The 24,035-nt window shown below is 71.8% G+C and carries 19 protein-coding genes and 1 pseudogene; 6 read left to right on the top strand and 14 right to left on the bottom strand.

Annotated features, from left to right (window positions below; translation table 11 throughout):
- The first annotated feature begins 63 nt into the window (after positions 1–63).
- Entirely contained in the window at positions 64–231 is a 168-nt protein-coding gene (locus tag ABZ911_RS18010) for a DUF3073 domain-containing protein (RefSeq protein ID WP_358056499.1), read from the top strand.
- Between the two features lie 29 nt (positions 232–260).
- Here ABZ911_RS18010 and ABZ911_RS18005 read toward each other — a convergent pair whose 3' ends face one another.
- The gene (locus ABZ911_RS18005) at positions 261–1,667 is read right to left on the bottom strand and encodes an MFS transporter (protein ID WP_358056497.1); all 1,407 of its coding nucleotides are present in this window, start codon (positions 1,665–1,667) and stop codon (positions 261–263) included.
- 90 nt (positions 1,668–1,757) lie between these two features.
- Here ABZ911_RS18005 and ABZ911_RS18000 point away from each other — a divergent pair, with 90 nt between their 5' ends.
- On the top strand, positions 1,758–2,594 hold the full coding sequence (locus tag ABZ911_RS18000) for a PIG-L family deacetylase (RefSeq protein WP_358056495.1): 837 nt from the start codon (positions 1,758–1,760) through the stop codon (positions 2,592–2,594).
- Here the strand turns inward: ABZ911_RS18000 and ABZ911_RS17995 are convergent.
- A complete protein-coding gene (locus tag ABZ911_RS17995) occupies positions 2,572–6,246 on the bottom strand; it encodes a serine/threonine-protein kinase (protein ID WP_358056493.1) in 3,675 nt (1,224 codons plus the stop codon). The two genes, ABZ911_RS18000 and ABZ911_RS17995, sit on opposite strands and share 23 nt — an antisense overlap.
- A 115-nt stretch (positions 6,247–6,361) precedes the next feature.
- On the opposite strand from ABZ911_RS17995, the gene ABZ911_RS17990 reads away from it, so the two are divergent.
- Positions 6,362–7,405 (top strand): Gfo/Idh/MocA family oxidoreductase, encoded by a 1,044-nt coding sequence (locus ABZ911_RS17990; protein ID WP_358056491.1) that lies wholly within the window; start codon positions 6,362–6,364, stop codon positions 7,403–7,405.
- The gene (locus tag ABZ911_RS17985) at positions 7,402–8,226 is read left to right on the top strand and encodes a PmoA family protein (RefSeq protein WP_358056489.1); all 825 of its coding nucleotides are present in this window, start codon (positions 7,402–7,404) and stop codon (positions 8,224–8,226) included. Before ABZ911_RS17990 ends, ABZ911_RS17985 begins: the two co-directional genes overlap by 4 nt.
- On the opposite strand, the gene ABZ911_RS17980 is transcribed toward ABZ911_RS17985, so the two are convergent.
- From ABZ911_RS17980 to ABZ911_RS17925, 12 genes are all read right to left on the bottom strand, one after another.
- Entirely contained in the window at positions 8,207–9,388 is a 1,182-nt protein-coding gene (locus ABZ911_RS17980; RefSeq protein WP_358056487.1) for a glycosyltransferase family 4 protein, read from the bottom strand. The two genes, ABZ911_RS17985 and ABZ911_RS17980, sit on opposite strands and share 20 nt — an antisense overlap.
- Positions 9,385–10,236: a sulfotransferase gene (locus ABZ911_RS17975; protein WP_358056485.1), complete on the bottom strand. Its 852-nt coding sequence runs from the start codon at positions 10,234–10,236 to the stop codon at positions 9,385–9,387. The genes ABZ911_RS17980 and ABZ911_RS17975 overlap by 4 nt, the downstream gene beginning before the upstream one ends.
- A 47-nt stretch (positions 10,237–10,283) precedes the next feature.
- Positions 10,284–10,919 carry a TetR family transcriptional regulator gene (locus ABZ911_RS17970; protein ID WP_358056483.1) on the bottom strand — a complete coding sequence of 212 codons (636 nt, stop codon included), beginning with the start codon at positions 10,917–10,919 and terminating at the stop codon, positions 10,284–10,286.
- A 26-nt stretch (positions 10,920–10,945) separates the two neighbouring features.
- The gene (locus ABZ911_RS17965) at positions 10,946–11,608 is read right to left on the bottom strand and encodes a TrkA family potassium uptake protein (RefSeq protein ID WP_358056481.1); all 663 of its coding nucleotides are present in this window, start codon (positions 11,606–11,608) and stop codon (positions 10,946–10,948) included.
- The gene (locus ABZ911_RS17960; protein ID WP_358056479.1) at positions 11,601–12,959 is read right to left on the bottom strand and encodes a potassium transporter TrkG; all 1,359 of its coding nucleotides are present in this window, start codon (positions 12,957–12,959) and stop codon (positions 11,601–11,603) included. The genes ABZ911_RS17965 and ABZ911_RS17960 overlap by 8 nt, the downstream gene beginning before the upstream one ends.
- Before the next feature lie 119 nt (positions 12,960–13,078).
- Positions 13,079–14,446 (bottom strand): FAD-binding oxidoreductase, encoded by a 1,368-nt coding sequence (locus ABZ911_RS17955; RefSeq protein WP_358056477.1) that lies wholly within the window; start codon positions 14,444–14,446, stop codon positions 13,079–13,081.
- A 92-nt stretch (positions 14,447–14,538) separates the two neighbouring features.
- Positions 14,539–15,396 carry a F510_1955 family glycosylhydrolase gene (locus ABZ911_RS17950; RefSeq protein ID WP_358056475.1) on the bottom strand — a complete coding sequence of 286 codons (858 nt, stop codon included), beginning with the start codon at positions 15,394–15,396 and terminating at the stop codon, positions 14,539–14,541.
- 12 nt (positions 15,397–15,408) lie between these two features.
- The gene (locus tag ABZ911_RS17945; RefSeq protein ID WP_358056474.1) at positions 15,409–16,974 is read right to left on the bottom strand and encodes a multicopper oxidase family protein; all 1,566 of its coding nucleotides are present in this window, start codon (positions 16,972–16,974) and stop codon (positions 15,409–15,411) included.
- 68 nt (positions 16,975–17,042) lie between these two features.
- A complete protein-coding gene (locus tag ABZ911_RS17940) occupies positions 17,043–17,414 on the bottom strand; it encodes a hypothetical protein (protein ID WP_358056473.1) in 372 nt (123 codons plus the stop codon).
- A gap of 46 nt (positions 17,415–17,460) precedes the next feature.
- Positions 17,461–19,266, bottom strand: a complete 1,806-nt coding sequence (locus ABZ911_RS17935) for an asparagine synthase-related protein (protein WP_358056471.1) — start codon at positions 19,264–19,266, stop codon at positions 17,461–17,463.
- Positions 19,267–19,446: 180 nt separating this feature from the next.
- Positions 19,447–20,175: a class I SAM-dependent methyltransferase gene (locus tag ABZ911_RS17930; protein ID WP_358056469.1), complete on the bottom strand. Its 729-nt coding sequence runs from the start codon at positions 20,173–20,175 to the stop codon at positions 19,447–19,449.
- 16 nt (positions 20,176–20,191) lie between these two features.
- Entirely contained in the window at positions 20,192–21,520 is a 1,329-nt protein-coding gene (locus ABZ911_RS17925) for a hypothetical protein (protein ID WP_358056467.1), read from the bottom strand.
- Positions 21,521–21,652: 132 nt separating this feature from the next.
- Here ABZ911_RS17925 and ABZ911_RS17920 point away from each other — a divergent pair.
- Positions 21,653–22,081 (top strand): annotated as a pseudogene (locus ABZ911_RS17920) (lyase); the annotation flags it as partial.
- 88 nt (positions 22,082–22,169) lie between these two features.
- Positions 22,170–23,897 (top strand): polysaccharide lyase 8 family protein, encoded by a 1,728-nt coding sequence (locus ABZ911_RS17915; RefSeq protein WP_358056465.1) that lies wholly within the window; start codon positions 22,170–22,172, stop codon positions 23,895–23,897.
- Positions 23,898–24,035 lie beyond the last annotated feature (138 nt).

Raw genomic sequence — 24,035 nt, 5'->3', positions numbered from 1 at the left:
CGTAATATAGCGAGTTGCATAATTCTTCAAGTTAGGATGAGTGCGGGGACAGGGAGTGGAGCCATGGGGCGAGGACGGGCCAAGGCGAAGCAGACGAAGGTCGCGCGCCAGCTGAAGTACACGAACCACGACATCGATCTCGAGCGGCTGCGGGAGGAGCTGGGCGCCGACTCGACGCGCGAGGAGGCCAGGCAGGCCGACTCCGCGCACGACCAGACGACGTCCGCTTGACGTCGTGACCGCGTGCGAGTCGTGGCCGCCTAGGTTCTGACGGCGGCCATTCTGGCGGCGGTGCGCTCGGCCGTCCCGGCGGCCCACGGGCCGCTGGTGGCGGCGCCGATCACGAGCACCGCCACCCCGCAACCGGTGATGATCCACCACGAGGTACGGCCGGCCGCCGCGAATCCCGCACTCGCGGCGATCACCGAACCGATCACCGCGACGCCGAGCGACTGCCCGACCTGGCGGCTGGTCGAGGTGATACCCGCCGCGACCCCCGCCTGGGCGATCGGCATCCCGGACACCGCGGTGTTCGTGATCGGCGCGTTGACCAGGCCGAACCCGCCGCCGAACAGCACATAGACGGTGATCAGCAGCGGGTCGGAGGTCGCGGCGTCGAAGGCGACCGCCAGCACGCCGCTGGCCGCCATCGCGAGCCCGGCCAGCACCAGCGGCAGGCGCGGGCCGCGGGCGGCGACGAGGCGGCCGGACAGCGGGGCGGCGACCAGCGTCATGCCCGCCATGGGCAGCGTGTACAGGCCGGCGTTCAGCGCGGACAGGCCGCGCGCCTCCTGCAGGTACAGCGTGTTGAGGAACAGGAAGCCGCCCAGCGCGGCGAACGCGGCCACCGCGACGACCGTGGCGCCGCTGAACGGCGCGCTGCGGAAGAACCGCAGGTCGATCAGCGGATCGACCCGCCTGGGCTCGTAGAGCAGCAGCCCGGCCAGCGCGCAGGCGGCGAGCGCGAAGCAGCCCAGGATGAGCGGGGAGAGCCAGCCCGTCGACGGCACCTCGATGATGCCGAAGGTGAGCGAGCCGAGCAGCACGATGACCAGGAGCTGGCCGACCGGGTCGATCCGGCGCGGTGTGGGCGCCTTGGACTCGGGGACGTACAGCGCGGTCAGCAGCAGGGCGGCGGCGCCGAGCGGCAGGTTGAGCCAGAAGATGGACCGCCAGCCCAGGGTGTCCACCAGCAGCCCGCCCACCAGCGGCCCCGCGGCCATGCTGAGCCCGGCCACGCCGCCCCACATGCCGATCGCGCGGGCCCGCTCCTTGGGGTCGGTGAAGACGTTCGTGATGATCGACATCGCCACCGGGTTGAGCATCGAACCGCCGACCGCCTGCACCATGCGGAAGGCCACCAGCCAGCCGAGGCTCGGCGCGAGGCTGCACAGGACCGAGCCGATCGTGAAGACGACCAGGCCGAGCTGGAAGACCCGGCGGCGGCCGTACCGGTCGGCCATCGAGCCCGACAGCATCAGCAGCGCGGCCAGCACCAGGGTGTAGGCGTCGATCGTCCACTGCATGCCGGAGACGGAGGCGTTCAACTCCCTGCGGATCGAGGGCAGCGCCACGTTGAGCACCGTGGTGTCCAGGCTGACGATCAGCAGGCTCATGCAGCAGATCGCCAGCACCAGCAGCCGCCGGCGGTAGGTGGGTTCGGCCACCTTCGCACTCTAGTGCGCGGTACGTCCGCGATCCTGGCGGCTCGCTCGCCGTACAGTAGGGGCGGACCATTACTGAGGATTGGGGATCTCATGGACCGAGCGCTGACGATCATGGCCGTGCACGCCCATCCGGACGACGAGGTCATCAGCACCGGTGGGATTCTCGCCCGGTACGCGGAGGAGGGCATCCGCACGGTCCTGGTCACCTGCACGAACGGTGAGCAGGGGGACGGGCCCGGCGGGGTGAAGCCCGGCGAGGACGGCCACGACGACGCCGCGGTCGCCGAGCGCAGGCTGGCCGAGCTGCGCGAGTCGGCGTCCCACCTGGGCATCTCCGATGTGGAACTGCTGGGCTACCGCGACTCGGGCATGGACGGCTGGGCCGGCAACGACGACCCCGGCGCCTTCTGCAACATCCCCTTGGAGCAGGCCGCGGCCCGGCTGGCGGAGCTGATGGAGCGGTACCGGCCGGACGTCGTGGTCACCTATGACGAGAACGGCGGCTACGGCCACCCCGACCACATCCAGGCGCACCGCGTCGCGGTCGCGGCGACCGAGGCGACCGGGATCCCCGCCAAGCTCTACTACGCGGCCGCCTCGCGCGAGGGCGCGAAGGGCATGTTCGACGACCTGCGCGCCGCCGGGATGGAGATGGGCGACTTCGAGCTGCCCGACGACTTCGGCGTCCCCGAGGAGCAGATCACCGCCACGGTGGACGTCTCGGCGTACGTGCAGCACAAGGTGAAGGCGTTGCGGGCGCACGAGAGCCAGACCGACAGCATCTTCCTGCTGCGCATGCCCGACGACGCCCAGGCCCGCGTCTTCTCCCGGGAGGGCTTCATCAGGATGCGCTGCACGGTGGACGCGCCCGACCGCGAGGACGACCTGTTCGCCGGTCTCCGCGTCACCCCTGGCACGCCCGGCTGACCGGGACGCCGTGGAGGCGGCGCTCCTCGTCGGTGAGGTCGCGTCCGGCCTTGGCGCAGACGGCGTGTGCCGCCCCTTCGGGGTCCAGGCGCTGGACGTGCGCAGCGCCGGAGACGTCCACGCTGTGCAGCGTCCTGCCGTCGGCGGCGAAGGCCACCGCGAGCACGTCGCCGTGGTGGCGGAACGGGCGTCCGATGGCTGTGCCGCTCGCCAGGTCCCAGAGGACGACGAGGTTGTCGTAGCCGCCGGTGGCCAGCAGCCTGCCGTCCGGGGAGAAGGCGGCCGCCGAGATCCAGCGGCCGGTGTGACCGCGCATGATCTTGCTGGTGATCTTCCCGGTGACCGGGTCCCAGAGGACGACCGAACCACCGCCCAGGCGCAGCAGCATGTGCTTGCGGTCGGGGGAGAAGCCGAGCGGGCCGGTGACGTATCCGGACAGCCGGAAGCCGCGATCCCTGCTGTCGTCAGGGCAGGTGGACTTCCGCACGGCCAGGTCTATGGCGCACAGACCCGAGTCGAGGTGCCCGGTGATGAGGCTTTTCCCGTCGGCGCTGAAGTAGACGCTCTCCGCCAGTACCGGGATCTGGGCGACCTCCCGCGCCGCGGTCAGGTCCCACACCCGGACGTGGTCGCCGACGTCGCCGGCCGTGATGTCGGTGGCCATCGCCAGGGTCTTGCCGTCGGGCGCGAAGTCCATCGCCAGGATGTCCCCCTTGGTCGAGGACGGCACGTCAGGGACGGGGGTCCGGTCATGCGGCACGGTGAGCCTGCCTGTCACCTTTCCGGTGGCCGCCTCCACCAGCACCACCTCGGCCTGGTCGCCGTTCACCGCCACCAGTCGCCCGTCGGGTGAGAACCGGATCGGCGGCATGGGCTGGTTCTCGAGGGTCTGCGACGGGTTGGGGGAGACCCACTTCTCCTTGATCACCCGTGTCCTGCCCGTGGTGATGTCCGTCAGGTGGAGTGCCGTGTCGTCCATCGCCGCCATCATCCGGCCGTCGGGGCTGAACGCGGCGGACCTGAGCGCTCGGAGCGCGGCCGACCCCTTCCGCGCGTACGCGCTCGTGTCGGCCACGCGCAGGTCACCCCCGCCGACGATGGTCAGGAAGCGGCCGTCCTGCGTGGCGTTCACCTGCACGCCCCGGGAGTGCTCGTAGCGGGCCAGTTGCCCCATGCTCGCCACGTCGGGCGACAACTCGTCGCCGGGAAGGTCCGGCGGGCTGTCCGGGTCGCTGTCGAGGTGACTCCAGATGATCACCTGGCCGCATCGCTCGGTGGTGAGCACGTCACCGAGGACCAGTTGTCCCAGCTCGCACTCCCCCGAGCCGGAACTGCCGTCGGCCACCGGCTGGTACTCGGGGTAGACGCCGCGGGCGAGGTGCTTGCCGATCCGGGTGCCGTCCACCGTCCAGAGATCGACGCCGCGCAGCGACGAGGTGTCGGTCTCGCGGTGCCACTGCACGGCCAGCATGCGTCCGTCGGGACCGAGCACGGCCTGCTCGACTTCTCTCTTGTTGTCGATCAGCCGTGAGGCCGTCACCCGCCCGTCGCCGTCGGTGAGGCCGAACCCCTTGTCCGTCGAGCAAGCCCGAAGGCCCAGGGCCGCCGCCTGCCCGACGACCACGGGGGACCGGCCGCACTCGGCCTTCCTGCGCACCACCTGGTGGCCGTCGAAGGCCAGCATGATCAGGCTGTTGTCCTCCTCCGGCTCCAGCACCACCTTGTCCGTTCGCACGCCGGTCTCGGTCAGCCACAGGGTCACGGTGATGGTCTCGTCTCCGCAGTAGACGTCGGAGCAGGAGGCGAGCGCGAGCCGTGACCGGTCCATCGACAGGTGTGCGCGCCGCACGTCCTTCGGCACCCCCCGGACCGTGGCGACCGTCGCCCCCGTGATCGCGTCGGTCACGGTCGCGGTGCCGTTCGAGACCTCGATCAGCGAGCGGCCGTCCTCGCCGACCCCGATGGCCTGGCTGACCCGGCGGACCACGTCGGGCTGGCCCAGCGACCCGATCAGCGCGTGCTCGGTGTCCGGTACCCGCGCGATCCGGGCGGCGGCCGCGCTGAGCAGCAGCGCGGCTGCCGGGTCCGACTCGCGCAGCGTGTCCGCCTTGGCCGCGAGGCCGCGGGCGACCGCCTCGTCGCGCTGCGCGGCGATGGTGACCTTGGCGTCCTGGGCCTCGCGGCGGTTCAGCTCCGCCAGTCCGGCCAGCGCGGTCGCGCCGATCAGCAGGACGGCCAGCACACCGGACAGCGCCCGCCGCCGCCTGGCCCTGCGCCTGGCCAGCCCGGCGCTGCCGGTGAGGAAGGAGCGTTCGACGGGGCTCAGCTCCAGGCGCCGCCGGGCGGTGGCGGCCCAGGCGGTGGCCTGTTCCAGGGCCACGCCGTTGTACAGGTCGCCTTCGCGGCGGCCGTACTGGTTCCAGCTCCTGGCCGCCTCCCGTAGTCGCTGGTAGGTGGCCAGTCCTTCGCGCTCCTCGGCGACCAGGTCGCGCAGCCGGGGCCACGCCTTCAGCAGCGCGGGGTTGGCGATCCCCACGCCGGATCCGTTGCCGCGCACGATGCCGCCCTCGTTGAGCACGTCCAGCACCGGCTCGATCGTGGTCTCGCCGCTCAGCCCCGCCACCTCGCCGGGGTCGACGCTGACCAGGTCGTCGCCCGCCTCGCCGGGCCTGACCATGCGGAGCAGGAGCTGGGCGGCGAGCCCTTGGGCGCCGGGGGACAGCTCCGCGAAGGCGCGCTCGGCCCGGTCGCCCAGCGGAGGCACGCCGGGCGACCCGGCCAGCCCCGCGGCGGCCCGGCTGCCCGCGTCGAGCAGGTCACCGGCCGGGGAGGGGGGCAGGGTGGCGTGCGGGTCGCCGGGCTGTCCGCCGCCGAGCAGGCCGAGGAGCAGGTCGCGGGCGCCGGGCCGGGCGGCGGGGTCCTTGGCGAGCGCGGCGGCGACCAGGCCGCGCAGCGGGTGGTCCAGGCGGGTCAGGTCCACCTCGGAGCGCAGCACCTGGTGGATGACCGCGGCCACGTGGTCGCGCTCGAACGGCGCCTGGCCGGTCGCGGCGAACACCATGACCGCGCCCCAGGCGAACACGTCGGTCGCAGGTCCGGGCAGGCCGCCGGAGAACAACTCGGGCGACATATAGCCGGGGGTGCCGACCACGCCGCGCGAGGCGGTCAGCGAGTGGTCCACGATCCGCGCGATCCCGAAGTCGATCACCCTGGGCCCGTCCGGGCCGAGCAGGACGTTGTCGGGCTTGAGGTCGCAGTGGGCCACGCCCGCGTCGTGGATGGCGGCCATCGCGGTGGCGGTCCCGATGGCCAGCCGCAGCAGGGCGTCCCCGGTGTAGGGGCCGTACTCGGTGACGGCCTGCCGCAGGCTGGGTCCGTCGACGAACTCGCTGACGATGTACGGCCGGTCCCCGTCCAGGTCGGCGGCCAGGATGCGGGCGGTGCAGAAGGCGGCCACCCGGCGGGCGGCGGCGACCTCCTTGCCGAACGGCCGGCGCAGCGACGACTCGACGTGCAGGACCTTGACGGCCACGCGTTCGCCGCTCTCGCCGTACCCCTCGTAGACCACGCCCTGCCCGCCGCTGCCGAGGCGGCCCGCCAGGGCGTAGCCGCCGATTCGCTCGGGGTCGCCCGCCGCGAGAGCTGCTGTCATATCCCAGAGAGATCCCACATGTGGGGGCGCTGCACAACCTGAAGGCTTAGGGGGACTTACTACGATGATCCTTAGCAACTAGGCTGGAAAGCGCTTACCATTGAGGAGGAGCCGTATGGTCCGCGTCGCCATCGTCGGCACAGGCGGGATCGCCGGAAGCTGCCACATCCCCGCGCTCGCCGCCCAGGCCCACCGGGCGGAGGTGGTCGCCGCCGTCGACGTGGACGAGGGGCGGGTCAAGGCGTTCTGTGCCGAGTACGCCGTCCCCGCCGCGTACACCTCGCTGGAGGAGATGCTGGAGGCCGAGCGGCCTGACCTCGTGCACATCTGCACGCCGCCCTTCCTGCACGCGGCCCAGGTGGTCGCCTGCCTGCGGGCCGGGGCGTGGGTGTGGTGCGAGAAGCCGCTCTGCCTGTCGCTGGCCGAGTACGACGCCATCGCGGCGGCCGAGGGCGCGGCCGGGCCGTACTCGTCGGTGGTCTTCCAGCACCGGTTCGGGTCCGGTGCGCGGCACCTGCGCGAGCTGGTGGCGGGCGGCGCGCTCGGGCGGCCACTGGTGGCGCTGTGCACGACCACGTGGTTCCGCGACCACGACTACTTCGCGGTGCCCTGGCGCGGCAAGTGGGACACCGAGGGCGGCGGTCCCACCATGGGGCACGGCATCCACCAGATGGACCTCATGCTGTCGGTCCTCGGCGAGTGGGAGGAGGTGCGCGCGATGGCCGGGCGGCTCGACCGCGACACCGAGGCCGAGGACGTCTCCATGGCGATCGTCCGCTTCGCGAACGGCGCGATGGCCAGCGTGGTCAACAGCCTGCTGTCCCGCCGCGAGGAGAGCTACCTGCGCTTCGACTTCGCCGACGCCACGGTCGAACTGAGCCACCTGTACGGCTACCGCAACGCCGACTGGACCTCCACCTCCCCCCTCTGGCAGCCCGGCGAGGACGTGCCCAGCTCACACACCGCCCAGCTCGCCGACCTGCTGGACGCCTTCGAGCGCGGCGAACGCCCACCGGTCAGCGGCCCCGAGGCCCGCGGCACGCTGGAACTGGTGGCCGGCCTCTACGCCTCGGCGCTCACCGGCAGGCCCGTCACCCGAGCCGAGCTGACCCCCGACAGTCCCTTCCACCACCAGATGAACGGGGGCATGGCCCTGTGAAGGACACGGGAACCGAACTGGTCGCGGAGCTCGGCGGCGTCGAGGTGATGCGGTATGTGTACCGGCCCGACATGCCGCAGTACGAGTCGCCCAAGCCGTACTTCCACCCGCTGCGCACGCTGAGCGGCGACCTCGTGACCGGGTACCGCCCGCACGACCACCGCTGGCACAAGGGCCTGCAGATGACCGCCTCCTGGCTGTCCGGCCAGAACTTCTGGGGCGGCGGCAGCTATGTACACGCCGAGCGGGCCTACGTCGACCTGCCGAACAACGGCGCCATCCGGCACGAGGAGTGGCTCTCGCCGGGCGTCGAGCGGCTGACCTGGTGGACCCAGGAGGGCGAGCACTGGATCGACGAGACCCGGACGATCGCGGTCGTCGAGGGCGAGGGCTGGTGGCGGCTCGACTTCGCCACGACACTGCGGAACGTACGCGGCGAGGACCTGATGTTCGGCAGCCCGACCACCAACGGCAGGCCCATGGCGGGCTACAGCGGGCTGTTCTGGCGCGGGCCGCGCTCGTTCACCGGCGGCGAGGTGCTCGCCTCGGACGGCGGCGGGGGGCCGGAGATGATGGGCCGTACCGCCTCCTGGCTGGCCTTCGTCGGTCAGCACGACGAGGTGGACCGCTCCTCCACCCTGGTGTTCACCGGGGAGGCCACCTGGTTCGTCCGCACCGAGCCGTTCGCGGCCGTCAACCCGTCGATCGCCTTCTCCGAGGAGGTACGGCTCGCCCCGGGCGACACCCTGGACCTCGCCCACTCGCTGGTGGTCGCCGACGGCGCCTGGGACCGGGAGCGCATCACCGCCCTGATGGCCTGAAGCTGTCGGTGACGGGCTCCTTGGCCAGCAGTTCGTTGAACAGGTCCTCCCAGAGCGGCATCACGGCGTCGGCCGAGTACTCCCTGGCCGTCTCGGCCGCCGCCGCGCCCAGCCGTACCCGCAGGTGGGGGTCCTCCACCAGGCGGTTGAGCGCGGCGGCCAGCCCGTCGACGTCCTCGGGTGGGACGAGCAGGCCGTCGACGTCGTGGGTGAGCACGTCCTTCGGCCCCGTGGGGCAGTCGAAGGCGACGATCGGCAGCGCGTGCGCCATGGCCTCGATCATCACCATCGGCAGCCCCTCGTGGCGTGAGCTGAGCGCGTAGATCGAGGCCCTGGCCATCTCGTCGTAGAGGCGGTCGGAGCGGCCCTTCAGCGAGATGTGGGCGCCCATGCCGTGCTCCTCGATGAGCGCGCTCAGCCGTTCCTTGCGCGGGCCGGCGCCGAAGATGCGCAGCCGCCATTCGGGGTGCCGGGCGGCCACCTGGGCGAAGGCCGGGATGAGCAGGTCGAAGCCCTTCTGCGCGACCAGCCGCCCGGCGGCCACCACGACCGGGTGCTCCTGCCTCGACAAGTTCCCCGGCAGCGGCGGGAGCGCGTTGGGGATCTGCACGACGGGCGTGTCCGGCAGTAGCCGCCGGTACTCCAGGCGGTCGGTGGCGGTGAGCACGGTGACCGCGTCGAGGCGGCGGTAGTGCCGGGCGATCTGGCGGCGTACGGGCTCGCGGTGGGTGGCCAGGTTCATGTGCTCCTGGCCGACCTTGATCACGCCGGCGGGGGCGCGGCGGGCCGCGATGAGGTTCAGGGCGGGCCTGGTCGTCACCAGGATGCCGCCGTCGAGGGTGGAGACGTAGTCGATGACCGCCTTCTCGGCCCGCTCGGTGAAGAAGGCGGCGGCGGGCTCGCCGTACGGGACGATCTTGCCGCGGAGTCGCCGCCAGAGCTTGCGCGCGACCGAGTCCTGGCCGGCGCCGTCGCGCTGGTCCACCAGCGGGATCAGGGTGACGCGCGGGTCCAGCTCGAAGCGGGGCAGGTCGCGACGCCGGACCACGCTGGCCACCTCCACCTGGTGGCCCAGCGCGACCATCGCGTTGGCCTGGTTGAACACCGTCCTGATCGTGCCGCCCATGCCGTAGGCGTGCAGCAGCACATAGCGGATCCTCATCGCAGGTAGCCCCAGGTTCGGGAGATCGGTTTGAGCGCTTCGGGGACCTGGTGCGGGGCGGGCAGTTCCCGGCCGGGCTGCACCTCGCCCGAGCGGATCTTGTCCTTCCAGTCGCCCAGCCCCTTGCGCAGCACTGCCTGGTCGCCGTAGCTGAGCATCGCGGGCTCCCAGAGGATCTCCAGGAAGTCGCAGACGGCCCTGGTCTGGCCTTCGGGGTCGGCGGTCAGGTCCTCGTAGCGCACGGTCAGCCCGTCCAGCGCCTCGCGGGCCCGCTGGACCGCCTTCATGTACCGCAGGGCATCGGCGGCGGCCTGGGTGGGCGTGCGCCTGTCCGGGCTGGCCTCGTGCCAGGAGGTCGCGATGGAGGCCGGGTGCCGCAGCAGGAAGACGAACCTGGCGTCGGGCCAGCAGGTGGTGATCCGCCGGTGGGCGAAGGCGTTGGCGGGGGTCTTGTCGACGATGATCTGCTTGCCGCTGCGCACCAGCTCGCGGTGGAGGACCCGATCCCACAACAGATGCTCCAGGTCGGCCCGGTTGTGGCCGAGGGCGTCCATCGCCTGCTCGGCCAGCGTGGTGCCGAAATCCACGCCGAGCCGCCTGACGTGCAGCTCGTGCGGGGCGTGTACGGCGGAGTGGGCGTTCAGCATGGAACGGAGCAGGGTCGAGCCCGATCGGACGGGGGAGAGGATGAAGACGGGCCGCCGCAGCAGGCGGTCGATCTGATGATCGGCCGGCGGTCTGACCACGGCCTCACGCGCCGGAACGGCGTACTCTTCTTTTCCTACCCTGTTGATCTGGAATCCCGCGTGCTGGGCCAGCACCTTGTTGATCTTGCGCTGCCAGCTCATGCCGTGGAGGGTAGTCACTCACCCTGGTGGTTCCCTGGCAGTACGCGTCAGTAGCCCAGAACTTCCGCACCCCCGCTGAGCAGGGAGAAGGCAAGGTCGGCCGCCTCGACCGCCGCCGGATACACCTCCGCCGCGGTCCGGCCTGCCGCCAGTTCGGCCCAGTTGTTCCGGGAAAGCGTCTGTTGCACGGCGATGATTTGGGCGGCTATCAACCGCGGGGCGAGTGGGGGCGCCGGGACCGCGTCGGCCAGCGCTTCGGCCAGCGCACTCGTGTCGGCCGCGCCGTATTCGGCCACGCGGGTGGCGACGGTCGGCGTGTCGAACACCAACCGGTGGAAAGCCAGCACCTCCGGCACATCGCACAACCCGGTCACCGGCTCGCGCGCGTCCAGCCCGGCGCGGAAGTGCCGGTGCAGCGCCGCCAGCGGAGTCTCGCCGGAACGGCGGTCGCGCACCACCCTGCCCGCCTCGCCCTGATGGTCGGCGATGCGGTGCAGGATCAGGTCCTCCTTGGCCGCGAAGTGGCGGAACAGCGTCGGCTTGGACACCTCGGCCGCCGCCGCGATGTCGGCCACCGACACCCGGTCGAAGCCGTCGGCCAGGAACATGGCGATCGCGGTGTCGGACAGGACCTGGCGGGTGCGCTCCTTCTTGCGGGCGCGCAGCCCGGCGTGCTCGCTCATGCGCCTATGTTAACCGGGTTGCGTTTTTAACCGAGTTCCCCGAATCGTTCGACCGCCTCGGTGCGGCCCGAGACGATGATGATGTCGCTGTAGTCGAGTTCGGTGTCCGCGGTGGCGTAGGTGAACTCCTCGCCCTCGCTCTTGACCGCCACGATCGTCACCCCGAACTTGCGGCGCAGGTTGGAGCGGCCCAGCGGGATGCCGACGAACTCCTTCGGCGGCCGGGTGGTGATCAGCGCGAAGTTCTCGTCCACCTGCATGTAGTCGATCAGCCGACCGCTCACCAGGTGGGCCACCCGCTCGCCCATGTCGTGCTCGGGGAAGACCACGTGCTGGACGCCGAGGCGGTTGAGGATGCGGCCGTGCTGCTTGCTGACCGCCTTGGCCCAGACGTCGTCGATCTCCAGCTCGACCAGCAGGGACGCGGTCAGGATGCTGGCCTCCAGGTCACCCCCTATGGCCACGACCGCCCGGTAGAAGTCGGGCACGCCGAGCTGGCGCAGCGCCTCGATGTCGGTGGAGTCCGCGACGGCGATCTGGGTGATCTGCCCGGCCAGGCTCTGCACCACCTTGGCCCGGTGGTCGATCGCCAGCACCTCGGTGCCGCGCCGGACCAGCTCCAGGGCGAGCGAGCTGCCGAAGCGGCCCAGCCCGATCACCACGACCGGGTCGTTCCTTTTCTCAGCCAACGATGACTCGCTCCTCGGGTAGGTCGTAGCGGCGGGTGCGCTCCTTCAGGGCGAGCGCGGAGCCCAGGGTCAGCGGACCGATACGGCCCGCGAACATCAGGATGCTCAGCACGATGTGCCCGGCCACCGGGATGCCGGAGGTGATGCCCGTGGACAGCCCGTTGGTGGCGAACGCCGAGATCACCTCGAACAGCACCTGGTCCAGCGAGAACGGCGTGAGCACCAGCAGGGTGTACGTACCCGCGGTCACCAGCGAGACACCGAGCAGCGTGATGGACAGGGCCTGCCGCTGCGACGTCTCGGGCAGTCGCCGGTGCGCGATGTTCACCCGCGTCTCCCCGCGCAACTCGGCCCACACCACGTACGCCAGCAGGCCGACGGTGGTGACCTTGATGCCGCCCGCCGTGCCCGCGCTGCCGCCGCCGATGAACATCAGCACGTCGGTGACCAGCCAGCTCGACGGGTTCATCTGCGCGATGTCCACCGAGTTGAAGCCGCCCGAGCGGGTCATGGCGGAGGCGAACAGACTGGCCAGGAGCTTGTCGGAGTCCTGCAGTGGGCCCATCGTGCCCGGATTGCGCCACTCGGCGGTCAGGAACGCCAGCGTGCCCACGCCGATCAGGATGACGGTGAGCGTCAGGGTGACCCTGGTCAGCAGCGACCAGGTGCGGGGCCGTCGCCACGAGCGCAGCAGCTCGAACACCACGGGGAAGCCGAGGCCGCCGACGACCACCGCGGCGGCGATGGTCAGGCAGATCCAGGCGTCGCCCACGAAGCGCATGAGGTTGTCGGGCCACAGGGCGAAGCCGGCGTTGTTGAAGGCGGAGACCGCGTGGAAGGCGCCGAGGTAGGCGGCGCGGCCGAGCGGCTCGCCGTACCCGATCATCAGGCGGAGGGTGAGGACGACGGCCACGATCGTCTCGGAGATCAGGCTGAACAGCACGACGTTGCGCACCACCCGGCGCATGCCCGCGGCGCTGAGCAGCTTGCTCTCCGTCTGCGCGAACAGCCGGGCGCGCAGGCCGAGCCGTTTCGAGACGAGCACGGTGAACAGCGTGGCGAGCGTCATGATGCCGAGCCCGCCCACCTGGACGAGCGCGGCGATGACCACCTGGCCGAAGACCGACCAGTGCGCGGAGGTGTCGACGATGACCAGCCCGGTCACGCACACGGCGGAGGTCGCGGTGAACAGCCCGGCGACCCACCCGGCGGACTCGCCGGTCGTGGTGGAGATCGGCAGCGTGAGCAGGACGGTGCCGATGAGGATCACTGTGCCGAACCCGCCGACGACGACCTGCGCGGGATGGTGGAAGCGATCCAGCAATGGCGCGAACGCCGACCGTCGCAGCACCGTACGCCCCCGTCACCAGACTTTTGTGCCGATGACGTTGCCGACATGACGTCACGGCGTATCAGCGCTCTACCGTAACAGCACACTAAACGGGTCGTTACGGCACCGCCCTGATCGTCTCAGCGGATGGGGAAGTTGCCGTTGAAGACGTTGTCGGGGTCGTGGATTTGCTTGAGGGCGCGCAGCCTGCTCAGCGCCGGTTCGGGGAAGGCGTCGGCGAGGCGTTCCGGGCTGGTGTCGGTCTCGAAGCTGAGGTAGAGGCCGTTCAGGTGCTCGCGCAACGCCTCCCAGCGCTTGTTCAGGCGGGCCGACAGCACGGGGACGGTGGCCGCGAGCAGGGAGAAGTTCTGCGTCCTGTGCGGGTAGGCGGTGGCCTGCGCCGGTACGTCGTTGACCGCCCCGCCCACCGAGCGGAACTGCGTGAACAGGGTGTCACCCGCGTGCAGCATCCCCTCCACCCCGGCCGCGATCTCAGGCGTGACGTGCTCCACCAGCCCCGACCGCACCTCGGCCAGCCCATGCCCCTCATGCCGCTGCCCAGAAGCCCGCACGAGCTCCGGGTACGGCACGACCGCCGCCTGCTGGTCCAGCACCGGCCCCGCGCCCAGGAACGGGCTGAGCGCGTCCTGCGCCGCCTCGACCTCGTCCCCGGCGTAGACGAGCGTCATCTGCGCCACCGGCGGATTGCCGCCACGGGCGGGCGCCAGGGTCAGGAAGCTGGTGATCTCCCGGGGCGCCTCCTCGACCAGCCGCCCCCAGCGCCGCAGGAACGCGGCGGTCTCGGTGGCGTCCACCACGAGCCCCGCGTAGACCACGTCGCCGACCTCGTACGCCTCCAGCTCGAATGCGGTGACCACGCCGAAGTTGCCGCCCGCGCCGCGCACGGCCCAGAACAGGTCGGGGTGGTGGTCCCGGTCGGCGCGGACCTGGGTGCCGTCGGCGAGGACCATCTCGACGGCGGTGACGTGGTCGATGGTCAGACCGTGCTTGCGGGCCAGGTAGCCGATGCCGCCCGTCGTGGTCAGGCCGCCGACGCCGACGCCGCCGGAGTCGCCGGAGCTCATCGCCAGGCCGTACGGGGCGAGTTTCCGGGCGACCTCGCCCCAGCGGGCGCCCGGTTCGAGGCGGACGCGCCCGCTCGCGCGGTCGAGGACCTCGACGCGGTTCAGTTCGGCCAGGTCGATGACGATGCCGCCGTCGTTGGTGGATCGGCCGCTGATGCCGTGCCCGCCGCTGCGCACCGCCAGGGGGAGCTCCTGGGCGCGGACGTAGGCCAGCGCGGTGACAACCTCGTCGGCGTTCTCGGGGCGGAGGACCAGAGCGGGCGAGCCGGGCCAGGAGTAACTGTGCCGGACTCCCGGATAGGCGGCGTCGCCGGGGGCGATCGCCTTGCCGCGCAAGGACGCGGGCAGAGCCTCCTGGACGCCGCGGTGGGCGCTGGGGGTGATGAACGTGCCGAACATCAGGTCGTGCCCGTAGTCGGGCATCCCGGCCTCCTCAGGTAATCATCTGTTGTCCAGATGATATATCCGACCACTCATTGGGGAGGCGAGCGCCCGTTCACCGGGCGCTCGCGTCCTCACGGCCGGTGCAGCGTGGTGAAGTCCTTTCCGGCGTTGGTGGACTCGTACACGGTGCCGTCCATGGACGCGGCCAGCAGGCGGTCGGCCGACACCGCGGTGAAGGCCACAGCCTGCATCGGCAGGCGGCCCCCGGGCTGCCAGGTCGCGCCGTTGTCGGTGCTCGCGTGCACCTGCCCGTCCGGGGCCACGCCCACCAGCCGGTCCGCGCCGGTGACATCGAGGAAGGCGAGCAGCGGGGCGCCCTTCAGCGGCTTGAAGGACGCGCCCCCGTCGGTGCTGACCCGCACGCCGTCCGGGGTGGTCGCGTACACGGTGTCCGGCGCGTTCGTGCCCGAGGCCAGGTCGAGCAGGTCGAGCCTGGCCTTGGCGCGCAGGTTCTCGCCGCCCTCGGAGCCGCGCCAGATCTGGCCGGTCTGGCTGTCGTAGCCGTACACGACCGTGCCCGCGACCTGCAGGGCGTGGAAGTCCGCCTGGCCGGCCAGCGCCACCTGCTGCCAGGTGCGCCCGGCGTCGGCCGACCGGATGAGCCCCAGGTGCGGCGCCTGGCCGCCCTGGATGTCACCGGCCGCCGGATGGCCGCTGGCGTAGAAGGCGCCGGGCCCCGCGACCGTGAAGCCCATGTGGTCGGCGTCGCGATCGCCCACCCGGGCCAGTTTCCCGCCCTCGACCGTGAACAGGCCGTAGTGACCGGCGACGTAGACCTTGCCGGTGCCCGGGTCGACGCCCAGCCCGTGGATGTGCCCGACGCCCGGGTCGGCGGCCTCTTTCTCCGGCCTCTGCTCGGGTGTACCGGTACCGCAGGCCGTGAGGACCGCCGCCGCGAGCAGGAGCGCCCCCAACTTCTTGATCACCATCGCTGGCTCCCTTCAGGCCTGGTAGCCGAGCAGGGACATCATCCCGGCCTCGGCGTGGTAGAGGTTGTGGCAGTGGATCATCCACAGGCCCGGATTGTCGGCGTCGAAGTCGGCGTGCACGGTCTGGCCCGGGAGCACGATCGCGGTGTCCTTGCGCACGCCGGTGCCGCCCAGGGCGAAGGTGTGACCGTGCAGGTGCATCGGATGCCACATCAGGCTCGCGTTCACGAACGACAACCTCACCCGCTCACCGGCCGCGATCGGCTCCATCACCTTCGGGTCGTACTTCCGGCCGTTGATCGCCCAGTCGTACTTCGCCATGCTTCCGGTGAGTTCGAGGGTGACCGTCCGATCCGGGGCCTTCTGCGCCAGCCGTACGGCTGCCGCCGGCCTGAGCTGGTCGTAGCCCGCCAACCTGCCCTCCAGCTCCGCCGGCCGGGCGTCCGCCTCCGGCGCGCGGGCGCCCTTGGCCGTACGGACCAGCGCCCTGGCCAGCGCGCGCTTGCCCTCGGCCAGGGCCACCAGCGGGAAGACGCCGTCCTTGAGGTGTACCAGCACGTCGTAGCGCTCGCCCATGCCCAGCAGCAGCGCGTCGGTCTCGACGTGGTCCACCGGGAAGCCGTCGGTGTGGGTCACCGTCATCGTGTGGCCGCCCAGCGAGACCCGGAACGCAGTGTCGCCGCCCGCGTTGATCAGCCTGATCCTGAGGCGGGTGCCCGGCTTGGCGGTGAAGGTCTCGGGGGCCGCCGGGACGCGGCCGTTGACCAGGAAGTGCGGGTAGTAGACGTCTCCCGCGTCGCCGCCGAGCAGGTCGCTCTCGGCGTTCATCATCATGTGCGGCCAGCTGGGCTTTCCAGACGGCTGTGCTGACGGCTTCTCCGACGGCTTTTCGGTCGCCATGGCGCCGTGCCCCTCGTGCCCGCCGCCCGACATGTCGCCCATGCCGTCCATGCCGTCCATGCCGCTCATGGAGGTCAGCTCGGTCAGGACGTCGTCCGGGGTGCCGGTGACGCCGTCCATCCAGTCGTCCAGGACGACGACCCACTCGGCGTCGTACCCGAGCGGCTCCCGCGGATCCTCGACGATCAGCGGCGCGTACAGCCCCCGGTCGAGCTGTGTGCCGTGATGCGGATGGAACCAGTAGGTCCCGGGATGCGGGGCGGTGAACTCGTACACGTGCTCCGCGTTCGCGGCGATGTTCGGCTGGGTCACCCCCGGCACCCCGTCGGCGTCGTTGCGCAACGCCAGGCCGTGCCAGTGCACCGTCGTCGGCTGCGGCAGCCGGTTCACCAGCCGCGCCCTGACGACCTCCCCGGCGTTGACGCGGATCGCCTCGCCCGGCAGGCGCTCGCCGTACAGCCAGGTCTTGACGCTCGGCCCGCCGAGGTCGGCCTGGCCCTCCCGGGCGGTCAGGACGAACTCCCTGACCTTCCCCGGGCGGCGCGCCGCCTCGGCCGCCCGCACCCGCTCGCTCGTGGGCTGGACGAAACTCGTGCTGTCGGAGCACGCGGAAAGCAAGGCTCCCCCTGCGGCGGCCAGTCCGGCACGCAGGAAGAACCGTCGATCGATCGAAGTCATGGATCGCTCACGGTTGTGTCGAGGTGTACAGAAACCCGTCGACCAGGCCACACCTGGCCACGGCCCCGCTACACCCGCAGAACCGCGACCCGTTGAACGACCAGCCCGAACACGGGCGGCGACCCCCGCACGGCGGGCAACGACACCGGCCGCTCCCGCGCGCCCCCGCCCTCGGCCGGGATCCGCCCCAGCCGCAGCACGAGCACCACACCGGCGATCAGCAGCGCCGAGATCGCGGCCAGACAGAGCACGAACGGATTCTCACCGGCGGGCTGCTCCTGCGCGGCGACCACCTCGGCAGGCCCGTCGCCGTGCGCGCAGACACCCGCCATGGACGGAGCCGGGCCGCACAGATGAGCCCCGGCGTACATGAGCCCGATCCCCAGCAGTACGGCGACCAGCAGCACAAGCCTCGGCAAAACCACCGCCCTGCCGCTCATCCCGCCTCCTCCGCCGACCCCACCTCAGATTACCGTCGGGAGAGGGTCATCGGGTGTCTCCCGTCGCCGTGGTGGTCAGTGAGCGCAGCCAGATCTCGCAGGCCAGCGTCTGGGACAGGGGGCCCATGACGTCCGGCTGCGGGTGGGGGCCGACCAGGGCGGAGCGCAGCACGCCGGTGTCGATCAGCCCCAGCCGGGCGAGCTCGGAGTCGGCGAACATCTCCAGTAACTCGATCCGGTGGCGGCCCAGCCCGGCGTAGAAGCCGGCGCCGAACTCGTCCTTGGTTCTGCGGTTCAGGATGGGGGCGGGCACGATGCCGTCCATCGCGGCGGTCAGCAGCGGCTTGTAGGGGGCGAGCGCCATGCGTTCGTGCGGCCGTACCGACAGCGCGGCCTCGATGACGGCGTCGTCGAGGAACGGCGCGGTGTACGTCAGGCCGAGGCGGGAGGTGGCCTGGTCGATCCGGCGGATGCCGTTGCCGCTGGTGCGCGCGTGGAGCAGCGCCGTGTGCTGGGCGCGCTGCGGCGCGAGCGGCGGCGGGTCGGCGGCGGCGATCCCGGCCAGCACCTCGCGCGCCGCGTGCACCGCCGCCGGGGTGGCCCAGGTGGGCATGCGCAGCGCGGGACCCCAGGCCATCGAGTACGGATCCGCGGGAGCCGGGCGGGTACCGAGGTCACCGGCGCGCGCGGCCAGCCATGCGCTGTGGGTGGTGTGCTCGGCCAGGGCGCGCAGCACCGTCCACCACGGCTGTCGCCACCGGGCCCGGCGCTTGCGCAGGTGCATCAGGGCGGTCAGCGGGCGGCGCCGGATCAGGTCGTGCAGGTAACAGGGCAGGGGGCTGAACAGCTCGTTCCCGCCGCCGCCCATGAGGTGCAGCCGTGAACCGGCGGTGGTCATCCGCCCGGCCAGGGCGGCCAGCCGGGCCGCGTCACGGACCCAGCCGGACGGCTCCTCCAGCGCCGCCGGCCGCTCGCCCAGCCCGGCGAACCACAGCGGCAGTTCGTCGCGGCTCACCGTGAGGTGCGTGGCGTTCGGCAGTCCGGCCGCCGCCCGGCGGGCCCACAGGCCGTCGTCGCCGCCCGGGTCCATGCCCTCGCAGTGGACGGTGACCAGGCGCGCCGATCCACGCGCGGCCAGATGACACAAACTGGTGGAGCCGAGCCCCCCGGAGAGGTCCGCACTGAGGACGCCGCCATCGCGGACGCAGGAGTCCACGGCCGCCACCAGCGCCTCGCGCACCACCAACGCCCCTTCACCCAGCGGCAGCACCGGGTACGGCACCTGCCACCACCGCCGGATGAACGCCCTGCCGTCGGGTTCGAGCGACAGGCCGTGGTCGGCCGGCACCGCGCTGACGCCCCGCCACACGCAGGCGTCCTCCAGCGGATGGACCACCCCGCCGGGGAGCAGCCGCGCGGCCAGGACCCGCTCGTCCACCGGCGCGCCGATCGCCCGAGCCAGGACGTCGGAGCGGCTGGCGGCCACGGTCGCCCCGGCCAGCCGGGCGTGGAAGACCCGCCGTACCGCCGAGACGCTGCCCCGCACCCGGGTCCGGCCGCCCGCCGAGGCGGCCAGGTGGAAACTGCCGGGCAGGCCGGCGGCCACCTGCTCGATCTGCTCGATGTGCCGCATCCGCGCCAGCCGGGCGGCCAGGTGGGCGGTGATCGGACAGCGCCCGATCACCGCCGCCTGCGTCGATCCCGCGCGGACCAGGCGCAGCTGGTCGTCGGGCCATTGGCCGATCAGCCACGGCCGGCCCGACGCGTGCTCGACCACCTGGGTCGTCCGCGAGCGCAGCATCCCGACCGCGGCGAGACCCGCCTCGCCGTCGGGGAGGACGGCGAACCACATCTCACCTCGCGCAGGCACCGCCGCCCGCTACCTGAAGAACTGGAACGAGTCGGGCCGCCACACCTCTGCCGCGGTTGGTGCCTTCATCAGCGTTTCTCCTTCAGGTGGAGAGCGTTCAACTGATGTCTACCGATCGACCTTTGTCACTACTAGTAGCTGAATGGATACTCTGAGTTGTCTTCAGTGGGCGTGGCGGATGAGGGACATGCCGTCCCTGACCGTGAGGAGCGCGTTCGTCACGCGCGGGTCCCCGGCGATGTGCGCGTTGAGGGCCACCACGTCGTGGGCCCAGGCGGCCATGAGGCGTTCCATCGGGTCGGTGTGCGCGCTGCCGGGGACGGGCGGGTCCAGCACGAGGCCGCACCACAAGGTGTTGTCGATGACCAGGACGCCGTTGGGCGCCAGCAGGTTCCGGCTCATGATGATCTCGTAGCAGGCGCGGTGGCAGGGCTTGTTCGCGTCCAGGAAGATGAGGTCGAACGGGCCGGTTTCGCTGTTCAGGGCGGCGATCGCGTCCGCTTCGACGAGGCGGACGCGCCCGCCGTACGGGCTCGCGGCGAACGCGTCCAGGGCGAGCTGCCTGGCGCGGTCGTCGACCGAGTAGTCGTCCACGGTGACCAGCTCGCCGTAGTCGGGCAGGACGCGCGCCATGCCGAGGGCGGAGTAGCCGGTGAAGGTGCCCGCCTCAAGGATGCGCTCGGCCCGGACCATCGACGCGAGCATGCCGAGGAAGGTGATCTGGGCGGGGGAGGTCATCATGCCGGAGAACTCCGGGCACACCTCGCGCGTGCGCGCGGCGAGCGCGTCCAGCTCGGGATGGGTGGGGGTGGTGTGCCGCTCGGCGTACTCCTCGATACCGGGCCGGAAGACCGATGGCTTGGCGAAGGGGGCCGCGCTGAGGATGTCCACTGTCTCTCCCGAGAGGTCAGAGGCTGATGAAGCAGGGCAGTTTGCCGCTGGGCAGCCGGTCGAGCTGCTCGACCACGGTGATGACGACCTGCGGGTCGGGCAGTTCGGGGCTGCGTAGTCGGCTGATCACCTGATGCCGCAGAGGTTCCAGGGCATCCAGGTCGCCGTCGCCGCGCAGGCGCAGCCGGATGTCGGCCCCCTGAGCGGTCTGTCGAACCTGGTAGGCGTCGATGCGCGGGACCGCCGTCAGCGGCACGCTGAACACGGAGCAGTCCACCACCGCTCCCCCCGGGTAGCGGAACGGCGGCACGCTGCGCCCCTGGACCGGCGCCAGGCGCCTGCCGCTCCAGGCGTCGTCGTGCCGGAGGTCGTCGTGCCGGGGGTCGTCCCGCCGGGCGGGGAGCAGGGTCACCTCGTCGCAGATCTGGTAGCGGATGAGCGGCATGACGTGGTTCACCACGTTGGTGACCAGGAGCGAGGCCGCCGTCGTGCCCTCCGGCGCCGGGCTGCCGTGCCGGTCCACCGGCTCGTAGACCGCGACATCCTCCACCAGGTGCAGCTCGGCCTGTCCGGGGCGGGACATCGCCAGCAGGCCGGTCTCCGAGGTGCCGTACAGGTCGCAGACGCCGACGCCGAAGGCGGTCTCGATCGTCGCGCGGTCGGCGGCGGTCAGCGGTTCGGAGAGGGAGATCACGTGGCGGGGGGCGACGGCGAGCCCGCTGCCGGTCCAGGTGGCCAGATCGGCCAGGACGTGGCTGTACCCGAACAGCTCGGTGGGCTGGTAGGCGTTCAGCCGGGCGATGAGCTCGTCCTTCGGCAGCGTGACGGGGAAGAACCGGCAGGAACCGACCAGTGGGCCGAAGGTCCGCAGCACCTGGCTGCTGACCTGGGCGGGTGTCCCGATGGCCAGCACGGCCATCCTCCCCTCCCCGGCCGCGAGCGCCGGGGAGGTGCCCGCCAGCAGCCGCCACCACACCAGCCCCGAGGTGAGCCAGCCGGGCCGGTCCCAGCACACCACCCCGCGCTGCCCGCTGGAGCCGCTGCTGGCCACGACGTTGAAGCCGTCCAGCAGGTGGGCGGGACCGTGCTCGGCCATGTGCCGCAGGTGGCCGGCGGCGGACTCGAAGGTGAGGCGCCGGTCGGTGACGATCCGGTCCCAGTTCGCCATGAGGTCGGCCTTGGTCATGGGCGGTATGTCCGCCAGCCGGCGGGGGTCGAAGGTGTCGGGGTCTATCGAGCGCAGCCGGTCGGCGTGCCAGGGGGAGTGCCGCTTGGCCGTCGCGATCAGCGCGCGCAGCCGCTCGTCGCGCAGCGCGTGCAGGCGGGTGAGCGGCCAGCGGAGCATGTCCAGCTCCGCGGGCCCGCGCTCATGCGCCGTCCGAAGGTGGTGATGGCAGACCGCGCAGGCATCCGAACACATGCCTCGTAGCATAGCGTCATCATATGATCACTTTGAGTTACGTTCGATAATGGAGGCGTGCGCGGGTACTCCAGGCGATTATTTCTCCGGCTCAGTGGTGCCGCCGTGGCCGGAACGCTGGTCCCGGGGGAGGATGCCTTCGCCGCGCTGCGCCGTCGCTGGCGGGACGTGACGGCGGGGGCGGGGTTCGACGCGGGGGCGGAGCCGTACCGGAGCCGGTTGGCGAAGCTGGGGGCGGTGGCGGCCGGATATCGGGACACCATGGCGCCGGCCGGCGGGTCGCTCTGGCCCGGGCTGGGGTTCCCGTCCTTCGCCGAGACCCCGGCGCGGCTGCGGACCATGGCCCGCGCGTACGCCCTGCCGGGCACGGGGCTGACCGGCGACGCGAACCTGGCCGCGGCCGTCGCCACCGGCGTCGACCACTACCGGCGGCAGGTGTACGCCGCGGGCGCGGACCCGGCCGGAAACTGGTGGGACTGGCAGATCGGCACCCCCAAGAAGCTCCTCGACGCGGCCGTGCTGATCGGCCCGCACCTGGCGGATCGACAGAGCAGGGCGTTAGTTACGGGATGCGGTGGACCACTTCGTCCCCGAATGCCGTCTGGACGACTACAGCGGCACCAGCACCGGCGCCAACCGGGTGGACCTGTGCACGGTGATGCTGCTGCGCGCCGCCCTCAGGTCCGACCCGGGCAAGGCCGCGCTGGCCGTCTCGGCGCTCTCACCGATCTTCCCCTACGTCCACGAGGGCGACGGGATCTACCGGGACGGCTCCTTCGTCCAGCACACCTCCGTCCCTTACCAGGGCGGGTACGGAGCGGTGCTGCTGTCTGGTCTCGCGACGCTGTTCGCGGTGCTGCGCGGCTCGCCGTGGGAGGTCACCGACCCGAACCTGCAGATCGTGTTCGACATGGTCGAGAGGTCGTTCGCGCCGGTCGTCCACGACGGCTTCTGCATGGACCTGGTCAGCGGCCGGGGCATCGGCAGGGAACCGTACGGCGACCACCGGAGGGGACACGCGATCGCCGCCTCGATCCTGCTGCTGGGCGAGGCGGCCTCCGCCGCCGAGCGGGCCCGCTGGCAGGGGATGGTGAAGGGGTGGGCGCGGCGGGACACGGTCAGGCCGATGCTCAAGGAGAGCGGCGACCTGGGGTTCCACGCCCGGCTCGCCGCGATCCTGGACGACGACGCGATCCCCGCCGCGAGCGAGCCCGCCGGGCACCGGCTGCTGGCGATGAGTGCCCGCGCCGTCCATCGCCGGCCGGGCTGGTGCGCGGGCCTCAGCATGGCCTCCTACCGGATCGGCCACTACGAGCACGGCAACGGCGAGAACACGCGCGGCTGGCACACCGGCTCGGGAATGCTCTACTGGTGGGCCGAAGGCCACGGCGACCAGTACTCCGACTTCTTCTGGCAGACCGTCGACCCCTACCGGCTGCCCGGCACGACCGTCTCCACCCGGCGGCTGCCCGACGGCGCGGGCGAGGGATGGGGCGACACCTGCCCGCCGGGCCGGTGGGTGGGCGGCGCCACCGACGGCAGGTACGCGACGGTCGGCCAGCACCTGAACGGCTTCGAGAGCACCATGGAGGCCTTCAAGTCGTGGTTCTTCCTCGACGACGCGGTGCTCTGCCTGGGCGCCGCGATCACCGGCGAGGACGGCGTCCCGGTCGAGACCATCGTGGACAACCGCAGAACCGACGCCCTCCTCATCGTGGACGACCGGGAGGGCTGGGCGCACCTGGACGGCCACGGCGGCTACGTCCTGCCCGGCGGCGCCCGCCTGAACACGCTGCGCGAGAAACGCACCGGCGGCTCGGCGACCCGCGGCTACGCGACCCTCTGGCTCGACCATGGCACCGACCCCCGCGCGGCCGACTACGTCTACCTGCTCCTGCCGGGCGCCACCCTGGCGCAGACCCGGGCCCGCGCCGCCGACCCCGGCTGGGCGCACGTGCTCGCCAACACCGGCCGCAGGCAGGGAGTCCACATCCCGTCGCTCGGGATCACCGCCGTCAACTTCTGGAACGACGGCACCGCCGGCCGCCTTACCGCCTCCGCTCCGTGCGCGGTCCTGCTCAGGGAACACGGCGACGGTACGGCCACGCTCACCGTCTCCGATCCCCGCCGCGCCCTGAGCGAGCTGACCGTGACCTGGGCCCGCCCCGTGGCCGAGGTGCTCCGCGCCCACCCGCTCCTGGCGAGCGCCACGACCGGCACGAGACTCACCCTCACCTTCGGCCGGCTGTCCGACCGGGGCGGCAGCTCGAAAACGGTCACCGTACGGCTGCCCGCCCCCTGACGGCGCACCGGGGGCGACACGGCGGAGACGGGCCGGTGACGCTGCGGAGACGCCGCGTTCGCACAGTGGGCTCGTTGCCCGACGGCGATGCCGCGGATCCAACGGAACTCAGGCACCGCGCAGGCGGACGGCCCTGGA

Origin of the sequence: Nonomuraea sp. NPDC046570 (assembly GCF_040645915.1) — a bacterium.
Taxonomy (GTDB): Bacteria; Actinomycetota; Actinomycetes; order Streptosporangiales; family Streptosporangiaceae; genus Nonomuraea.
The sequence above is the reverse complement of the archived record's forward strand: the minus strand, read 5'-3'. Positions and strand labels throughout refer to the sequence as shown.

Excerpts from the sequence above, each read along its gene's own strand:
- ABZ911_RS18010 (WP_358056499.1), top strand. The coding sequence starts at position 64 with ATGGGGCGAGGACGGGCCAAGGCGAAGCAGACGAAGGTCGCGCGCCAG.
- ABZ911_RS18000 (WP_358056495.1), top strand. The coding sequence starts at position 1,758 with ATGGACCGAGCGCTGACGATCATGGCCGTGCACGCCCATCCGGACGAC.
- ABZ911_RS17995 (WP_358056493.1), bottom strand. The coding sequence starts at position 6,246 with ATGACAGCAGCTCTCGCGGCGGGCGACCCCGAGCGAATCGGCGGCTAC.
- ABZ911_RS17990 (WP_358056491.1), top strand. The coding sequence starts at position 6,362 with ATGGTCCGCGTCGCCATCGTCGGCACAGGCGGGATCGCCGGAAGCTGC.
- ABZ911_RS17980 (WP_358056487.1), bottom strand. The coding sequence starts at position 9,388 with ATGAGGATCCGCTATGTGCTGCTGCACGCCTACGGCATGGGCGGCACG.
- ABZ911_RS17975 (WP_358056485.1), bottom strand. The coding sequence starts at position 10,236 with ATGAGCTGGCAGCGCAAGATCAACAAGGTGCTGGCCCAGCACGCGGGA.
- ABZ911_RS17970 (WP_358056483.1), bottom strand. The coding sequence starts at position 10,919 with ATGAGCGAGCACGCCGGGCTGCGCGCCCGCAAGAAGGAGCGCACCCGC.
- ABZ911_RS17955 (WP_358056477.1), bottom strand. The coding sequence starts at position 14,446 with ATGCCCGACTACGGGCACGACCTGATGTTCGGCACGTTCATCACCCCC.
- ABZ911_RS17950 (WP_358056475.1), bottom strand. The coding sequence starts at position 15,396 with ATGGTGATCAAGAAGTTGGGGGCGCTCCTGCTCGCGGCGGCGGTCCTC.
- ABZ911_RS17945 (WP_358056474.1), bottom strand. The coding sequence starts at position 16,974 with ATGACTTCGATCGATCGACGGTTCTTCCTGCGTGCCGGACTGGCCGCC.
- ABZ911_RS17940 (WP_358056473.1), bottom strand. The coding sequence starts at position 17,414 with ATGAGCGGCAGGGCGGTGGTTTTGCCGAGGCTTGTGCTGCTGGTCGCC.
- ABZ911_RS17935 (WP_358056471.1), bottom strand. The coding sequence starts at position 19,266 with ATGTGGTTCGCCGTCCTCCCCGACGGCGAGGCGGGTCTCGCCGCGGTC.
- ABZ911_RS17925 (WP_358056467.1), bottom strand. The coding sequence starts at position 21,520 with ATGCTCCGCTGGCCGCTCACCCGCCTGCACGCGCTGCGCGACGAGCGG.